The sequence below is a fragment of the Lysinibacillus sp. EB106-09-02-XG168 genome (genome assembly GCF_058791475.1).
In genome coordinates, this window is sequence record NZ_JBYTDN010000003.1 from 2,074,486 (window position 1) to 2,091,677 (window position 17,192).

General features: G+C 37.1%; 17 protein-coding genes and 1 pseudogene. 16 read left to right on the forward strand and 2 right to left on the reverse strand.

Annotated features, from left to right (window positions below):
* Window positions 1–22: 22 nt before the first annotated feature.
* The 7 genes from AC3WSO_RS10890 to AC3WSO_RS10920 all read left to right on the forward strand — a co-directional run bounded on the left by AC3WSO_RS10890 (window position 23) and on the right by AC3WSO_RS10920 (window position 7,273).
* A complete protein-coding gene (locus AC3WSO_RS10890) occupies window positions 23–1,753 on the forward strand; it encodes an ABC transporter ATP-binding protein (RefSeq protein WP_492530691.1) in 1,731 nt (576 codons plus the stop codon).
* A complete protein-coding gene (locus tag AC3WSO_RS10895; RefSeq protein ID WP_492530692.1) occupies window positions 1,753–3,564 on the forward strand; it encodes an ABC transporter ATP-binding protein in 1,812 nt (603 codons plus the stop codon). The genes AC3WSO_RS10890 and AC3WSO_RS10895 overlap by 1 nt, the downstream gene beginning before the upstream one ends.
* A 124-nt stretch (window positions 3,565–3,688) precedes the next feature.
* A complete protein-coding gene (locus AC3WSO_RS10900; RefSeq protein ID WP_492530694.1) occupies window positions 3,689–4,111 on the forward strand; it encodes a DUF1801 domain-containing protein in 423 nt (140 codons plus the stop codon).
* Between the two features lie 123 nt (window positions 4,112–4,234).
* A complete protein-coding gene (locus AC3WSO_RS10905; RefSeq protein WP_492530696.1) occupies window positions 4,235–5,227 on the forward strand; it encodes an alpha/beta hydrolase in 993 nt (330 codons plus the stop codon).
* Window positions 5,224–5,895, forward strand: coding sequence for a response regulator transcription factor (locus AC3WSO_RS10910; protein WP_492530698.1), 672 nt, complete (start codon window positions 5,224–5,226; stop codon window positions 5,893–5,895). The genes AC3WSO_RS10905 and AC3WSO_RS10910 overlap by 4 nt, the downstream gene beginning before the upstream one ends.
* Complete coding sequence (locus AC3WSO_RS10915; RefSeq protein WP_492530700.1) at window positions 5,892–6,878, forward strand: sensor histidine kinase; 987 nt, start codon at window positions 5,892–5,894, stop codon at window positions 6,876–6,878. The genes AC3WSO_RS10910 and AC3WSO_RS10915 overlap by 4 nt, the downstream gene beginning before the upstream one ends.
* A gap of 140 nt (window positions 6,879–7,018) precedes the next feature.
* Window positions 7,019–7,273 carry an abortive infection family protein gene (locus AC3WSO_RS10920; RefSeq protein WP_492530702.1) on the forward strand — a complete coding sequence of 85 codons (255 nt, stop codon included), beginning with the start codon at window positions 7,019–7,021 and terminating at the stop codon, window positions 7,271–7,273.
* 260 nt (window positions 7,274–7,533) lie between these two features.
* On the opposite strand, the gene AC3WSO_RS10925 is transcribed toward AC3WSO_RS10920, so the two are convergent.
* Window positions 7,534–8,592, reverse strand: a complete 1,059-nt coding sequence (locus AC3WSO_RS10925; protein WP_492530704.1) for an NAD(P)/FAD-dependent oxidoreductase — start codon at window positions 8,590–8,592, stop codon at window positions 7,534–7,536.
* A 410-nt stretch (window positions 8,593–9,002) separates the two neighbouring features.
* On the opposite strand from AC3WSO_RS10925, the gene AC3WSO_RS10930 reads away from it, so the two are divergent.
* A complete protein-coding gene (locus tag AC3WSO_RS10930) occupies window positions 9,003–9,488 on the forward strand; it encodes a DUF2975 domain-containing protein (RefSeq protein WP_492530706.1) in 486 nt (161 codons plus the stop codon).
* Window positions 9,489–9,498: 10 nt separating this feature from the next.
* Window positions 9,499–9,689: pseudogene (locus tag AC3WSO_RS10935) on the forward strand (helix-turn-helix domain-containing protein).
* Window positions 9,690–9,845: 156 nt separating this feature from the next.
* On the opposite strand, the gene AC3WSO_RS10940 reads toward AC3WSO_RS10935, so the two are convergent.
* A complete protein-coding gene (locus AC3WSO_RS10940; protein WP_492530707.1) occupies window positions 9,846–10,721 on the reverse strand; it encodes a LysR substrate-binding domain-containing protein in 876 nt (291 codons plus the stop codon).
* Between the two features lie 109 nt (window positions 10,722–10,830).
* Here AC3WSO_RS10940 and AC3WSO_RS10945 point away from each other — a divergent pair, with 109 nt between their 5' ends.
* The 7 genes from AC3WSO_RS10945 to AC3WSO_RS10975 all read left to right on the forward strand — a co-directional run bounded on the left by AC3WSO_RS10945 (window position 10,831) and on the right by AC3WSO_RS10975 (window position 16,883).
* On the forward strand, window positions 10,831–12,051 hold the full coding sequence (locus AC3WSO_RS10945) for an MFS transporter (RefSeq protein WP_492534321.1): 1,221 nt from the start codon (window positions 10,831–10,833) through the stop codon (window positions 12,049–12,051).
* A 136-nt stretch (window positions 12,052–12,187) separates the two neighbouring features.
* Window positions 12,188–13,180, forward strand: a complete 993-nt coding sequence (locus AC3WSO_RS10950) for an ATP-binding cassette domain-containing protein (RefSeq protein WP_492534323.1) — start codon at window positions 12,188–12,190, stop codon at window positions 13,178–13,180.
* A complete protein-coding gene (locus AC3WSO_RS10955; RefSeq protein ID WP_492530709.1) occupies window positions 13,177–13,992 on the forward strand; it encodes an ABC transporter permease in 816 nt (271 codons plus the stop codon). The genes AC3WSO_RS10950 and AC3WSO_RS10955 overlap by 4 nt, the downstream gene beginning before the upstream one ends.
* 147 nt (window positions 13,993–14,139) lie before the next feature.
* Window positions 14,140–14,523, forward strand: coding sequence for an SRPBCC family protein (locus AC3WSO_RS10960; RefSeq protein WP_492530711.1), 384 nt, complete (start codon window positions 14,140–14,142; stop codon window positions 14,521–14,523).
* Between the two features lie 91 nt (window positions 14,524–14,614).
* A complete protein-coding gene (locus AC3WSO_RS10965) occupies window positions 14,615–15,169 on the forward strand; it encodes a sigma-70 family RNA polymerase sigma factor (protein WP_492530712.1) in 555 nt (184 codons plus the stop codon).
* Window positions 15,132–16,016, forward strand: coding sequence for a hypothetical protein (locus AC3WSO_RS10970; RefSeq protein WP_492530713.1), 885 nt, complete (start codon window positions 15,132–15,134; stop codon window positions 16,014–16,016). Before AC3WSO_RS10965 ends, AC3WSO_RS10970 begins: the two co-directional genes overlap by 38 nt.
* Window positions 16,017–16,166: 150 nt before the next feature.
* Window positions 16,167–16,883: a toast rack family protein gene (locus AC3WSO_RS10975; RefSeq protein ID WP_492530715.1), complete on the forward strand. Its 717-nt coding sequence runs from the start codon at window positions 16,167–16,169 to the stop codon at window positions 16,881–16,883.
* Window positions 16,884–17,192: the final 309 nt, after the last annotated feature.

Consider the following 17,192-nt stretch of genomic DNA (forward strand, 5'->3'; position numbering starts at 1 on the left):
ATTAAAGAACGGAGTCGAAGGAATGCAGGCAATAAAACAGTTAGGAGGGTTTTTAGCGCCCTATAAATTTTTTACCTTAATTGCACCATTATTAATGGTACTAGAGGTAACGATGGATTTACTTCAGCCGACGATTATGCAACATATGATTGATACGGGTATTGCGAATGGCGATAATCCATATGTGCTGAAAATGTTTGTCTGGATGCTGATCAGTGCGGTATTCGGACTTGTTGGTGGGATAGGCTGTTCCTATTATAGTTCGAAGGCAGCGATCCATTTTGCATCGGATGTTCGTCAGTCACTTTATGAAAAAATGATGACGTATTCGGCAAAGGAACGTGACACTTTTACAACAGGGAAGCTAATTACGATTTTAACGAGTGACGTAGAAAGTGTTCAGCGCGCGTTTATGATGACGTTGCGTATTTTTGTGCGTGGTCCTTTATTATTTATTGGAGCCGTTATTATTGTTTTCGTGACGGCACGTGAGTTATTTTCGATACTTCTTATTATCGTGCCGCTATTAATTATTGCGATGTACTTTTTCACCAAATATTCGGGTGTTCTGTACCGTCGAGTGCAGGAGGCAATTGATCATGTTAATACGAAGCTTCAGGAGAACTTAGCGGGGATTCGTGTTGTGAAGGCGTTCCGTCGTGAAACGCAACAGATTGACCAATTTGGCGCTCTAAATGATACATTAACGAAGCGCTTTATTACAGCCGAGCAAATTGTTGGGGTGCTCGTGCCGTTTACGATGTTCGTTGTCAATCTAGGCATTGTAGCAGCACTTTGGCTTGGGGCCATTAAGGTAGAAGCCGGTGCTTTAAAGGTTGGAGTAATTCTAGCTTTTATTAACTATTTAACGATTATATTAAATGGATTGATGACTTCTAGTATGGTATTGATGCAAATTGCACGTGCGATTCCTTCAGGAGAGCGAATCGTGGATGTCTTAAATAAAGAAGTAGCGGTTAAGGAAGCGGAAAATCCAATTACAGCGTCAATTCAAGGTGCGATTGACTTTCAAAATGTAAGCTATCGTTATTATGAATCGGCTGAGGATGTCCTGAAAAACATTACATTTTCGGTAAAGCCGGGGCAAACGGTAGGTTTGATCGGAAAAACAGGTAGTGGAAAATCAACGCTAGTGAAGCTATTACCACGTTTATTTGATCCGACGAGTGGAGAAATCCTCTTGGACGGAAAGCCTCTAAAGGATTATGCATTATCCACTTTACGCAAACATATTGGTTTTACTTCTCAAAAAGCATTATTGTTTTCAGGTGCAATTGACCATAATATCCGTCTTGGTAAAGAAGATGCAACGTCAGTGGAATTACAGCAAGCTCTAGATACAGCATGTGCTACTGAATTTGTGAGTCGACTGGATAAAGGTTTAAAGCATGAACTTTCACAGGGGGCGACCAATCTTTCTGGCGGTCAAAAGCAGCGATTAGCGTTAACACGTGCACTCGTAAGACAGCCTACTATTTTAGTGCTGGATGATACAACGTCTGCTCTTGATAGTGCCTCTGAAAAACATGTCCAGGAAGCTATTAGCAATCAATATAATGATACAACGACGTTTATCGTGGCGTCTAAAATAGCCTCTATTCAGCAGTCAGACCTAATTTTAGTAATAGATGACGGCGAAATTGTTGGTCAAGGCACACACCAACAATTATTACAGAATAATAAATTCTACCAAGCGATTTACGCTTCACAGCAAAAGGCTGGTGTACAATAATGAGTCAAAGTCAACCGAAGCAAATGAATTTTGGACGTGGACCACGTATGGCTGGACCAGCTGAAAAGGCTAAAAATCAAAAAGCTACGATCAATCGTGTGTGGCATTATGTAAAGCAGCAAAAAATAGGGCTTTATTTCTCAATATTCTTTGTAATAGCTTCTACATTTTTAAGTTTAGCAGGACCGTACTTAATTGGGCATATCGTCGATGAATATATTATGAAAAAAGATATTGCTGGTACGATTCGTCTTGGTATTGTGCTAGCAGTTATTTATACAGCTGCATCAATTTTTACGTGGCTTCAAACATATGTCATGATCCATGTGGCGATGAAAACAATTCGTACATTACGTCTGGAACTGTTTAAAAAGCTACAAACATTAACGCTTAGATTTTTCGATCAGCGAGCACTTGGTGATCTAATGAGCCGTGTGACAAATGATATCGATAATTTAAATACAGCACTTGCACAAAGTGTGACACAAATCGTGTCGTCGGTCTTAACGGTAATCGGTGTTAGTATTGCTATGTTCTCGTTAAGTTGGCAGCTAGCAATCGTGACGCTGACTATTATTCCTTTAATTGTTTTTACAACGAAGCAAATTGTTAAACGTAGTAGTAAAAACTATGCGGCCCGCCAGCGTGATTTAGGTAAGCTGAACGGTTATATTGAGGAAATGATTACGGGTGCAGAGGTTGTGACGCTTTTTGGGACAGAACAGCAAACAATTGAGACGTTCCATAAGCAAAATGAAAATCTTCGTCACTCGGCACAGCAAGCAGAAATTACTTCAGGACTACTAGGGCCCATTAATAATTTTATGAATAACTTAGGCTTAGCTGTTGTTATTGGCACAGGCGCATTTTTATCGTTAAAAGGGATCGTTTCAGTTGGGGTTATCGCCGCATTTGTCACGTATACACGTCAATTTTTCCGTCCATTGAATCAGTTATCTAATCTATTGAACACCTTCCAGTCGGCGATTGCAGGGGCAGAACGAGTCTTCGAAATTTTAGATGAACCTTCGGAAGTAGCGGATAAAAAGCATGCTATTGATTGCCAAAGCCTAAAAGGAGATGTGACATTTCACAATGTTTCCTTCAGCTATTTGCCAGAGAAGCCGGTACTGAAAAATATAAGCTTCCAAGCGAAGAAAGGTGAAACGATTGCACTTGTTGGTCCAACGGGATCAGGGAAAACAACGATTATCAATTTATTAACTCGTTTTTATGATGTGGATGCAGGTGAAATTTTGATTGATGGTCATAATATCGAGGATTATAAAATGGCAACAATCCGTCAAAGAGTGGGTGTTGTCTTACAGGATACGTATTTATTCTCAGGAACGATTCGTGAAAATATTCGTTTCGGTAAACTTGATGCTACAGATGAAGAGGTTGAAGAAGCGGCGAAAATCGCGAATGCCCATAATTTTATTAAACATTTACCAGCACAATATGATACACCTGTACAGGCAGGTGGGGCAAACTTAAGTCAAGGTCAACGTCAATTACTAGCTATTGCCCGGGAAATTCTAGAAAATTCAGATATTTTAATTTTGGATGAAGCTACATCCAGTGTGGATACGCAAACAGAGGTTGATATTCAAAAAGGTCTCCAGCATTTAATGCAGGGGCGCACAAGCTTTGTTATTGCACACCGCTTAAAAACAATCGAAAATGCCGACCAAATCCTTGTTATTCAACAAGGTGAAATTGTGGAGCAGGGCAATCACCAGCAGCTTATGCAAAAACAAGGAATTTATAGTAATCTCCAGCAAAAACTTTTACTGGAGCAAGTGGAATAAGAGTAAGAGGGCTGTCTCGTAAGTATGAAAAAACTTATGAGACAGCTTTATTTTTACTATTGTGGAAAGAATCCGGAAATGTTATGATGCATCAAAATTCAACTTTAGAAGGTGAGGCTTAAAAATGTACGAATTAAAAACAAAAGAAACGGATGATAGTGTTATTGAATTTATTGAAAACGTGGATCATCCAAAAAAGCGTGAAGATGCTTATCGACTATTGGATATATTTGCTGAAGTCACAGGGGATGAAGCGAAAATGTGGGGGCCAAGTATTATAGGATTTGGCAAATATCATTATAAATATAAATCTGGACATGAAGGCGATGCACCTTTAGTTGGATTCTCTCCCCGAAAAGCTAAAATCAGTTTATATTTTGCACCAGGTGACAGTGAGCGAGACAATTTATTAAAGGTTTTTGGTAAACATACAACAGGAAAAGCTTGTGTTTATATAAATAAACTAGCGGATATTGATGTGGAAATATTAAAGTCGCTCATCCAACGATCTGTATCCTTTTTACAAGAGAGCTATCCCGATCAATAATTAAGCGCTGTCTAAGTGGAGTAAAACACTTTTAGACAGCTTTTTTTAGCTTATCACCGAAAAATTAATTAGAAATTTATTTTTATTGTTTATCCTTTCATTATCAACTGAAAGGAGCATTTTATGAAAAAACTTTTAAAGAAAATAGTTATCTACTTTATAGCGGTCATGCTTATTGGACTAGTGGGGATATTTAGTTATCATCGTTATCAGCTAAGTAAAGAATCCAAACTTCTAGGCAATAAAGGAACACTAATTGAGGTTGATCATCAAAAAATCAATGTTTATACGGAGGGGGATGGTCAAGACACTTACGTTTTCATGGCAGGTTCAGGGGTTGCGGCACCCATTTATGAAATGAAAGGGCTGTACAGTAAATTTTCGCATCAACATAAAATCGCTGTTATAGAAAGAGCGGGGTATGGGTATAGCGGTGTCTCGAATGATGAACGACATATTGATACAATTTTAGTGCAAACGAGAGAAGCGCTCTTGAAAAGTGGAAATAAGCCTCCTTATATATTAGTACCGCATTCTATTTCGGGGGTTGAAGCTATTTATTGGGCACAAAAATATCCTGAAGAAATAAAGGGAATCATTGCGCTTGATATTGGTTTGCCTAGTCAATATGTGGAGCACGAAATGGGGGCAGTTGACTACTGGACTGTTAAAGGAATGAATTTGCTAACGAAATTGGGCGTACATCGATTAACACCTTCGAAAGTGTATAATCCAGAAGTAATGAAGCAATCGTTTTTATCTAAGGAAGAAAAAGAAATTTATAAAGCACTATCCAATAAAAATACTTTTAATGATGATATGAAAAATGAGTTACTACAAGTGTACGAAAATAGTTTAAGATCAGAAGAGCTTCCGAAACCAAAAGACACACCGATATTATTAATAGATGCGATTGCTGAACAAAATAAAGGTTCGCAATATACGAAGTACCATAGCCAGAAATATGCGGAATTTGCTGAACAAATCAACATAGCGGATGTGAAAGTATTAAGTGGCACTCATAGTATCTATTTATATAAACCCGATGAGATTTATCAGCTTGCTATAGATTTTATGAAAACTAAAGTTGACAACAAAGAAAGGTCGAGGGAATGAAAGGATTTACGATTTTAATAGTAGAAGACGACCAAATGATTGGCGATTTGATGCAAAAAATACTACAACGTGAAGGCTATGACGTTGTATGGAAAACAGATGGTCGAGAAATGATGACCATGATTCATCAAATCGATTTAGTCATTATGGACATTATGCTCCCAGGGGAAGATGGCTATCAGCTGACAAAGAACATTAAAAGCCTAGGCTTGAATATCCCCATTATTTTTTTATCTGCTCGCAATGATATGGAGAGCAAGCTGCAAGGCTTAACCGTTGGGGAAGATTATATGACAAAACCATTTGATCCGAGAGAGCTTCTTTTAAGAATGCAGAAAATGCTAGAGCAGCAGTATGGTACATTTACACAGATCCAACATCTATTGATTGATAGCGAGCATCGTAAATTATTTAAAAATAATATACATGATGAAGTAGCATTGACTGCGATCGAACGTAAAATCTTCTTTTATTTATATGAAAACAAGGATAGGGTGTTAACGAAGGATCATTTTTTTGACTATTTATGGCCGCTTGAAGATCGTAATCAAAATATTATCAATGTCCACATCAAAAAGATTAGAACGAAAATGAATGATACATCAGGTACCATCCTACAAAATATTTACGGAGAAGGGTATCGTTTAAATACCTACATAAAGAAATGACATTAAAAACAAAATATCGATTATTATTATTTACCGCCATCATCAGTGTTCCAATTGTCTTGTTAGGGATTAGTGTGTCGATGTCTATTATATATGACTTCGTTTTTAAAACTAGAAATAAAGGCACTCCATTCCATGAATCTTTCGCCTATCCAACGATGCTGATCGTGTTCTTTCTATCATTATGTTTGCTAGCGTTTTTATTTTCGAAATCAATCAATTCATTACTAACGAAAATTAATATGCTCAACAAAACGATTCGTGACTTAGCGAGCAATGAAAGAACACCGAGTACATTAGCTGTTGGCAGTGAGGATGAAATCGGACAGCTAATTCAGTCCGTTAACATACTAATTGAGCGAACTACTTACCGGGAATTAGAGCTTCAACAACAGCAGGAGCTGCAAAAAGAGCTATTACAAAAGCTAAGACACGACATAAATACACCGTTAACAGCGATCCGTTTACAATTATTTTATTTAGAAGATACGTTTAAGGAACAACCGAAATTAGTAGAATCCTTGAATGAGCAAATTCAATACATCGCTAGCTTAACAAATGAACTAAATTGGCAGTCCCTAGATACAATGGAGAACTCTTATATCGTTCAGGAAGAAGTGCAACTTACGCTATTGTTTGAAACGATGATCAAAAAGTGGAGCTATTTATATCGAATGCAAAACATCGAATTAATCTATCATCTAGAGGATTGCCATGTAACATGGACGAGTAATGCACTATGGCTTCAACGAATGTTTGATAATGTGTTCCAAAACACATTGAAACATTCAAAAGCTACAAAGCTCGAGATCACCATTAAAGATCAAAAGGTTTTCATGATAGACAATGGCACTGGCTTTGACCAAAGCCGTGTAAGCGAAGGCCTTGGCTTGAAGATCATTGATGACATCGCTAGAATTCTGCAAGTCAACTATACACTCAACTCGAACGAAGAAGGGACCGAATTTTGTTTGACTAAATAAATCGCTTGATTCTTTGATTTTATTGAGCGGTGGGCGATAATTTTGAAAAAGTTAGGTGATAAATAAAAAAGGGTATTTTATAAAGGCTGTTTTCGAAAAGATTGTTGCCATTCAACTAACGGAGCAGGAATGCTGGAGAGATGTCTGCTCTATACAATCGAATTAAGAAATTAAACAATTTTGATCCAGGACAAGAAGGTTTGAATGATTCCCTAAAACAAATTCTCCAAGGGTTAAATAGCATTGTTTTAGGAATTGGGAAACTCAGAACCAAAGCAAGTGATTCACACGCAAGAGAATATAAGCCTAATGAACACCACGCTCGATTGGCAGTAAATTCTGCAATGACATTTACCTTTTTTATTATTGAATCATATTCTTATCAACAAAATTAAGAATGATTAAGATTTTTTGGCTATAAAAAAGCGAACATAACCATTAGGAAATGCTCGCTTTTCTTTTATTGAGGCTGTTTTCGAATCTGTATACATGTAAAAGGACAAATAGTTTTGGACAACTTTTGCTCAGGATCAATGATATTGACCTTGATTTGAGAACAAATCTAAAGAGCATGTTTTGATCATTTTTTTCAAAACATGCTCTTATCTACGTTACTTACAGTAAACCAAACCAGCCTTACAAAAACATTAAAGCATTATTCATTTACTGGGTAAAATCGAGATAGTCTACAACCTTCTAGTTCTTCTAACTGCACATTATCTACGATTTCCTTCGCAACTAATCGACTAATAACAGGAGATAACGTGATTGCGGAATGCATAACTGCTAAATAAAGTCCTTTTATTTGATCATGAAAACCAACAATGGGGTAGCCGTCTTTAGGCATTGGTCGCTCTCCTACTTGAATACTATCTAGCTCAAGATATTCTCCGTTTTTTAAATCATTTCGAAGGATATCAAAAGCTCTTCTTCCAACCTCTTCCGGTCCATTTTCTCCATGGTCATCCAAATAATCTTCAGCAGCAATTATAGTAGTATCAGATAATTGTCTTGCCTCAAATCTTGAATTAGAAATTAATGTGTGAATAAGCTTTTTTGGAGATTTCATACGAATAATAATAGAAGGTGATGCTTCAACAGGAACATCAATACTAAGAGGCTTACAAAGCTCAGGTAAAGTTGTACCAGTTGCCAATACAATGACATCTGATTCTATAAACCCTTTTGAAGTATGTATGCCAACAACTTTAGCGTCCTCCTTTTTAATTTGTGTTACTTTTGTGTCGAACAATATATTTACCCCATTTTCTTGCGCTTTCATTACTAAAAGATTCGTTAGAATATTAGGGTCTATTGCACCTTCTTTAAAAGCATATAGAGCTTCCTTTGGATATTCTTTTAAATGAGGTTCTAAGTCCGATACTTGCTGGCGAGTTATTTTTTCTATATAAGATTTATGGATATTTACAGGAATTCCCCATGAAAGGGAGCCGTTCCAATCTACCTTTAATTCTGGGATCTCTTTTTCTAATACATGATATTCTGCTAATGACCCGTCATACAAATGTTGAAAGTTATCTGGAACACGCCCTGAAGGATTAATCCAAGCAAAGGAAGTTGATGTTACACCACATCCTGCTTTTGAATGGCTCTCAACTAAAGTGACATCCTGATTTTTCTTTGATAGATTATAAGCAATAGATGCACCAACAATCCCTGCACCAACAATTATAACTTTTTGCTTTTTAGTCAATACTTTCCCTCCTTGTTCTATTTGTATAATTTATAGTATACGTTTAATCGTCTAAACTCAGTTTACCCTCTTGCTCTATTAACAAAATTGCAAATACTGTGAATTGTTTAGAGACGGATGCGAGATTAAAATGTATTTTGTTGTTATCAATAGTTTTTTTATCGATTCTAAACCAATATAAGAGTATGGAAGTTATTGCCTTTATTATACAAAGTCCAGACATTCTTGTCTTTAATTTTGGACAGGAATGTCTAGACAAAAACAAGAATGTCTAAAAGTTCTTGTCCACGTACATTACAAAGGATATTTAAATAACAATAATAATATAATCAAAAACAATACATATTTATCGCAAAACGATAAATCATGTGTTAAATTTATAATGTTATTAAATAAGTGAGGTGCATAATATGAAGGTTAAACGAGGTTCAACGACTTTCTTAAAGGTAATTATTTTTCTGGCTGGAATTGCAGTACTCGCTTTATGTATATTTTTAGTACCCCATATAGCGAATTTCGCATCAAAAATGTATCCAAGTATTTCCCTGATGAATTATCTCATTTTCATCGTGATGTATGGATCGGCTGTGTCTTTTTACTTTGCTCTCTATCAGGCTTTTAATCTTTTACGGTACATTGACGAGAGCACAGTGTTCACGGAATTATCTGTAAAAGCGTTAAAGAACATAAAGTGTTGTGCGATCATAATCAGTAGTTTATATGTATTAGGTTTGCCAATCTTCCATTTGATAGCAAAGAAAGTTGACCCTCCTATTGGAATAATGGGACTCATCATCATTTTTGCTGCGTTGATTATCGCCGTTTTCGCTGCTATCCTCCAACGGCTTCTACAAGAAGTGATTAATATAAAATCAGAAAATGATTTGACGGTCTAAGGTGGATGATATGGGAAAAATGAGCGGAACGGAGCTTTCGGAGAGGGGGATTTACAATGGCGAATCCTTCTATTTTGAAAAATGGGAAAGCAAAAGCGGTTCGTTTTTTCAACATTAGAAGCGATATGTAAGACTTTGGATTGTCAGCCAGGTGATATTTTGGCGTACAAAGGTGACGAAGAGACACTCAATAAAAAGTAAAACAAAAACCATTGGGTCAATAATGGTGAGGTGCTGAAATTGGATGAAAGTATTTTAAAACATCTTATTGTAATTGAAAAAGAAAAGATTTTCGTATTTTGAAATAAAATGTAAATTTAAGAGTTATTCCGATAAATTGTTTTAGACCCTATCGAACTAGCTTCGTTCGATAGGGTCTTCCAACAAGGACTCAATAACATGTTTTAATTGAAAAATAGAAGACTGTTGACTTTCGTTCTTCTTGTAAATAAAGACAGTTTCGATGATTTTGTTTAACTGTGGCAAATCGTAATAATGAATGTTGGAGTAGTTATAAAGATCAATTAGTTTCGTATTTAGCACAGCTATCGTATTGTCTATTTGTAGGAAATCAAGGATACTACTTACCGATTTTATTTCTTTCATTGTAAATGGTACTTGATTTTTATTTAACCATTCCACCATTGCACGAGTATACATACAGCCTCTGCTCAACACAAGTAATGTAAGAAGTGAATCTGCCTCAAAATTAATAATATGTGAGTTGTTCGAAATGACTTCGAATGTTTCTGAGGCAATCCTGTCATAATTTAAATCAGGGTAGTGTTTAATAGGATTACTCGTCAGTGCACAATCCGCTTCAGCATTATGTATTTTTTCATTTAAGGAAGTGCTTGATTCCACAGTGAAATCGACATCTAACGGAATATTATTGATCTGTAAGGCATTCATAATGGAAGCGCCATAAATTTTGATCGTTGTATGAGAAGTGCCGAAGTTAATTTTTGAATTTGTTTGTGCTGAACCGATCTCTTGTAAAAATTCATCGTACTCCTGTGTCATTAGCTTTAAAAATTTTAAATATTGTGTCCCTACATTTGTAATCTTCAAGCCTTGCGGTGTACGCTTAAACACTTCCTGACCAATTTCTATCTCCATTTTCTTCACTTTAGAGGTTAAGGCGGATTGCGTATAATTCGTTATTTCAGCAGATTTACTAAGGTTTTGCCTCTCCAAAATCTCGATTTTTAATGCTATTTCTTCTATGTTCATATTTGTTTGTCACACACCTATAAAATTTTTTGATAGCCACTATCACTTTCCTCCATTTTACGCATTCATAGGGGAAGCGTAAACTCAAATATGTAATCATTGTAAAAGCATTGGAGGAATTTTTATGAATACATATTTTAAATGGGTTATCGTATTAGTAGCTACGCTGTCTCAAACTGCGGCGACTTTTGTGACGTACGGCATGGGGCCAATCGCCACATTTTATCAAATTGAATGGAATTTATCCTCGCTACAAACAGGTTTTATTGTTTCTGCGGTTAATATTGGTCCAATCTTTTCGATGATTCTGTTCGGCTATTTTATGGATAAAAAAGGGGAAAAACAAATCATCGCTTGGGGTTCGATATTATTAGGACTCTCGGCTTTACTACTCATGTTGGTTAATAATTATGTGGTGTTGTTATTTTTATTATTAATCGTAGGGGTATGGTACGGCAGTGCGCAAACCGGGGGGAGTACGGCCATCGTGAAATGGTTTCCAGACAAACATCGCGGGCTGGCGATTGGCATCCGACAAACAGGCATTCCAATCGGTGGAGCGCTAGCATCAGTTATTCTCACATATATGTACCATCATTATAGCCTGTCATCGGTTCATCTTGTGCAAGGATTCGTAGCAATTGCTGGTGGACTACTCTTTTTACTAATTTATCAGGAGCCTAAAGAACGTGTAGCAGTAGCTGCAACGTCTGTCACTTTTAAAGAGAAGCTCATGGCCATTAAAAATAATAAAGGTTTATATCCAATCTATATTGTAGGAATCGTAATGATGACTTTACAAATGATCCTCGTTGCCCATTTTATGAGTTATTTACATCAAGAGGGAGGTTATTCCTTAACGGAAGCGGGGCAATATTTAAGCCTTATATTAATCGGTGGGATGATTGGCAGGATAGCTATTGCTTGGATTAGTGATCAATTTTTTGCACAGAAGCGGGAATATTTTTTAATGATAGTAATGGTTAGTGCAGTTATTCTTACAGTCATATTGCCGTATATGATACATGCGAAATTGTTGATGCTATTATTTAGTTTTATTTTAGGATTCATAGCACTTGGCTGGTATTCATTATTTATCGCCTGTGTGACCGAGCAATCGAATCCACAATATGTGGGTTTAACTGTAAGTGCTGCTTTGACGCTAAATCAATTTTTTATTGTCATCGCTCCTACATTATTTGGATTCATGGTCACTTTTTTCTCTAGTTATCAATTGTCCCTGGATATTGTCGCAGCCTTTGTAGCGCTAGGTGCAGTTAATTTACATAGGTCGACTAAAACTACAAAGATTAGTTCAGAAATCTTGTAACAAATTAAATGAGTGACGTAGATTATTCGGTTCACATTCAGTTCATAAACTTGTTGTATTATCCGTATATAGACAAATTTCTATAAAACTGATGGTAATGAATGAGGGAGGAATAGTATTGGGGAATGTGAATAGAATGAAAAGCCCGTTAGAAAATAATGAGTGGGCTATTGAAGCACGTGGCCTAGTCAAACATTTTGGAGAAAATCGGGCTGTTGATGGTGTCGATCTAAACGTCCGTGCCGGCACTATCTATGGTGTACTTGGTCCTAATGGAGCGGGTAAAACGACGACTATTAGGATGCTAGCGACTCTTCTAGGAGCAGATGCTGGGTCGGCACAAATATTCGGTTATGACATAGCGAAAGAGCCACATATTATACGTCAATTAATTGGCGTCACTGGTCAGTATGCTTCAGTTGACGAGTCACTTAGTGCAACGGAAAATTTAATTATTTTCTCTCGTTTGCTAGGATTGGGACGTACAGAGGCCCGAAATAAAGCAGCTGAATTACTGGAAGAGTTCGGATTATCAGAAGCAGCTAAACGACCTTTGAAAAATTTTTCTGGAGGAATGCGTCGTCGCCTGGATTTGGCAGCCAGTCTGATCGCACAGCCACCCTTAATTTTCTTAGATGAGCCGACGACAGGGCTAGATCCACGTACACGTAATCAAATGTGGGATACGATTCGTCGTTTAGTAGATACGGGGTCAACTGTATTGTTAACGACACAGTATTTGCAAGAGGTAGATGAGCTGGCAGATCGGCTTGCGGTTATAGATCATGGGCGTGTTGTTGCGGAAGGGACAGTCGATGAGCTAAAAGCATCTGTTGGTACTTCATCCTTACATTTGAGCATTCAAAATACACAGGAAATGTTGGCTGCTCGTGAAACAGTAGAACACATTCTTCAAGTCAAAACAACCATCTCCAAGGATATCGGGAAAATTACTGCCCCAATGGCAGATGTTGATCTAGTTACGGATTTACTGATTGCCCTTCGTCAAAAAGGAATTCAACTGGACGAGTTCAGTGTACAGAAACCGACCTTAGATGAAGTATTTTTAACAATCACAGGTAACAATGTGAATGAAAATGGTCCCCAACTAGAGGAGGAAAGAGTATGAAAAGTAATACGATAAAACCACTAGTTGGACGTGGATTGTTACGCAAGCCGAGTATCAACCAATCGATAAAAAATTCGCTCACGATGGCCTACCGAGGTGTCCTAAAAATTCGACGTACGCCTGAGCAGTTGTTTGATGTAACGCTTCAGCCGATTATTTTCACGCTGATGTTCACCTACATTTTTGGGGGAGCCATTTCGGGGAATGTACAAAACTATTTGCCAGTCATTATTCCAGGAATTCTCGTGCAGACTGTTATCACTACCTCAATCGTTACAGGTGTTCAATTACGAGAAGATATGGATAAAGGAGTGTTCGACCGATTTAAATCATTACCGATCGCACGCATTGCGCCATTGGCAGGAGCCTTATTGGCCGATACCATTCGTTATACAATTGCAACGGTACTTACTTTTACTATGGGATATATTATGGGATATCGACCAGAAGGTGGATTAGAACACGTTGTACTTGCGGGGCTTTTAGTCATTGTCTGTGCCTGGGCAATAAGCTGGATCTTTGCCTTCTTTGGTGTCATTGCTCGAACAGCTTCAAGTGTACAGGGAATTTCGATGCTTGTATTGTTTCCACTAACATTTCTTTCGAACGCTTTTGTTCCAGCAGAAACTTTGCCAGATTTCCTACAATGGTTTGTGAAAATTAATCCGATTTCGCATCTCGTGACGGCTGTCAGAGAACTGACGAATTCAGGAACAATAGGTTGGGATTTATCGGCCTCACTTATTGGAGCTGCTGTGGTTGTCGCCATCTTTGCACCACTAACAGTGAAAGCGTATATGCGTAGAACATAAAAAAATCTTTAAGAAGTGTGTTTTGAGTAATTAATTGTCAAAACACACTTTTTTATTTCTTAGGAGCTAAAGCTATAAATGTTGTTAATTCCAATAATAGGATAAAATGAAGGGTAAAGGCATAAGTTCAACAAACGGAGGAATGCAATGATGGATAATGAAAAAAGTTCGATTTGGATTGACGCAAGTATTGCTACAGTTTGGCGGGCTGTTACAGAGGAGGCGCAATTGTCGCAATGGTATGCTCCAAATTCAACTTGGGAAATCCCTAAATTAGAGGCTGGAGAAGAGATTGTTTTCACGTTACTGCCAAATGAACAGAATCAGCTTGCAGAGAAATTACCGATGGTGTTGACGATCAAACAGGTAACGCCGAATCGAGAATTTTCATTTTACTTAGGTATAGAAGAATCACGGATCTCTATTTTATTAGAGGAAGAACAAAATGGCACCACGGTCACTTTTAATATGAGCGGTTACAAGGATTCTCTTGCTAACTTAAAGGCTTTAGTGGAGAGTGATATCCTTTAACTTATTAGTTTCATGAAGAAATTGATTTTTTCATGAAACTTTTTTATTGTTCAGCAGTCTAACTGTAAATGCTTTTATGGGGGCGAGCAACATGTTAAAAGAACAGAAGGACGCTCACTTATCAAGAGCTATGACAATGTACGGAGATTATTTACTGCGAGTATGCTATACATATGTTCAAGATTGGACAGTCGCTGAGGACTTAGTACAAGATACATTTGTTAAATACTATGAAAAAATGGAACAATTTCGTGAAGAAGCTTCTGTCAAAACCTACTTATATCGCATTGCCATTAACAAGTGTCATAGTTATCTTTCAAGCTGGCGCTATAAAAAAATACAAGTCATTGATTATTGGAGCAAATTAAAGAGCCTATCCGATAATCCTGAAGAGGAAGTATTGATGGGAGAGACGGATGCATTGCTAGTAGCATCGATTGAAAAACTTCCGACGAAATACAAAGATGTACTACTTCTATTTCACTTTGCAGAGTTTTCCTTAAAGGACGTTGCAGATCTGCTAAAGCTGCCAGTAAATACGGTGAAAACACGATTAAGACGAGCGCGTCAAATGGTTGGCTTCACGCTATTGGAGGAGGGATTCGAATATGGATCAGATTCGAAATGCCATGAACAAAATGTATAAGGAAGGTAAATTCTCTGACGAAAGCCAAGTAAAAACGTTTCAAAAAATTAATCAAATAACGAAGAAGCGAACACCAGTCATCCCGATTATCCTAACAGTAGTCGTAACAGCTTGTTTGCTCATTGGCTTAAAGATGATACTCTTCCAACATGATAGCCAACCAATGACGACGGTGCTTACAGATTCAAATCTTTATCCAGAAAAGTCTGGAAGGGTGAAAGACTATAGCTCATTGGCACGGCCATGGATGGTAGTAGGATTAGTAAGTGCTGTCTTTTTATTTATTTTCGCCATATTTGCTTTCATGAAAAATTGGTTTTGGCGTGTATTACTATGTATCATCATTATTATAGCTATTTTAGGGAATATGTCTGAACGTATCGGTTATCGTGTTTACGTACAGAATGAAGCAGACATTCAGAATACTATAAAATGGGGTCCTAATCCTAGTATGAAATTAAATGACATAATAACGATTCGTCAATATAGAATGGGCTTTTTTTCAAATGAGCCTTATCAATGTATTTCCATTTTCAAGCATGATGGAAAAGGCTATGCATTAGAATTCTACTTAGTGAGTGAAGAAAATAAAATGAATGATGCTGTTTATTTAAAAGACATTCACCAAATTGTTATTCCATTACTTAACAATCATAACGTTGAAAAATTAATAATAGATACTGGAGATGAGCGAATTGAGAAGGCAGTCGATTCGAATGATGCGCAATTAGTATCAGTCCCTCTTAAATCAGAAATAGCGGTGATACATGCATTGGATCATGAAGGAAATACGTATATTCTTTATAATGCTTCACAAATTTTTACCTATCCATATTCAAAATACTAGTTCACTTTTTTTGAAAGGTGACATATCCATTATATAAATACTCACTACGTCTTAGGTCTTAGAGTAATTTAAAGCGGAGGGTCGTTTTTATATATGACAGTTCCTATATAATGAATTTATTGGAATATTATATAGTAGGAGGAAAAACCATTGAAAAAATTTATGGGACTTGGTTTGGTTATAGGCGCTTCATTCATTGCGTTATCGGGGTGTAACTCAGTCATACCAGGCAAAACCAAAGATGAAACGATCTTAGTGGAAAAGGATAAAGCGGAGAAGTTAGATGTTGATTTACAACTTGGTATTGGAGAAATAACAGTTAAGAAGGGTGCCAACGATTGGGTTGAAGGTACTGCTCAATACAATATCGATAAACTAGCACCGAAAGTAAAATATGATTTACGCGGCCAGACAGGTAGAGTAACGATTGATCATAAAGGTTCTACTAACGTGCGTTTAGGGAAAATAAAAAATATATGGGATATCGAACTGAATGATGATATTCCTATGGATCTCTCAATCGAAACAGGAGCATCAGATGCAGAGCTAGATTTACAAGGGTTGCATCTGGAAAAATTAAATATTGAAACAGGCGTTGGCGATCTCGATGTAAATTTAGGAGGCGATTGGAAAAAAAGCTTCGAAGCGGATATTGAAACAGGTGTTGGGGACACTACTGTCATATTACCATCAAAAGTTGGGGTAAAGCTTACGACGGAAAAAGGTCTCGGTACATCAAATATAGAAGGTTTCATTTCCAAAGGCAAAGGGATTTATGTAAACGAAGCGTATGATAAAGCAGATGTAAGAATAGAGGTCAATTCGGAAATCGGAGTTGGCGACATTACATTTAAATTGGATAAATAAAGAAAATTTTAGTAGGCTACTTTATATGAAGTAGTCTATTTTTTTTGTAGATACATAGGGACGGATAGAAAGACGATCAAAGTCGTGGATAAAGCGAACGAAAGCGTGGATAGAAGAGACGAAGTCGTGGATAGAGCGAACGAAAGCGTGGCTAGAAGAGCCAAAGTCGTGGATAGAACGAATAAAATGCACGATGGAAGAACCGAAGTGACGGTGCCCGCCCGGAGTCACTTATTTTATTTTTAAAAAGAATTTTATCAAAGTGAAACCTTTTCATAGAGTTATTGACTCTAAGTATTGAAAGGAGGG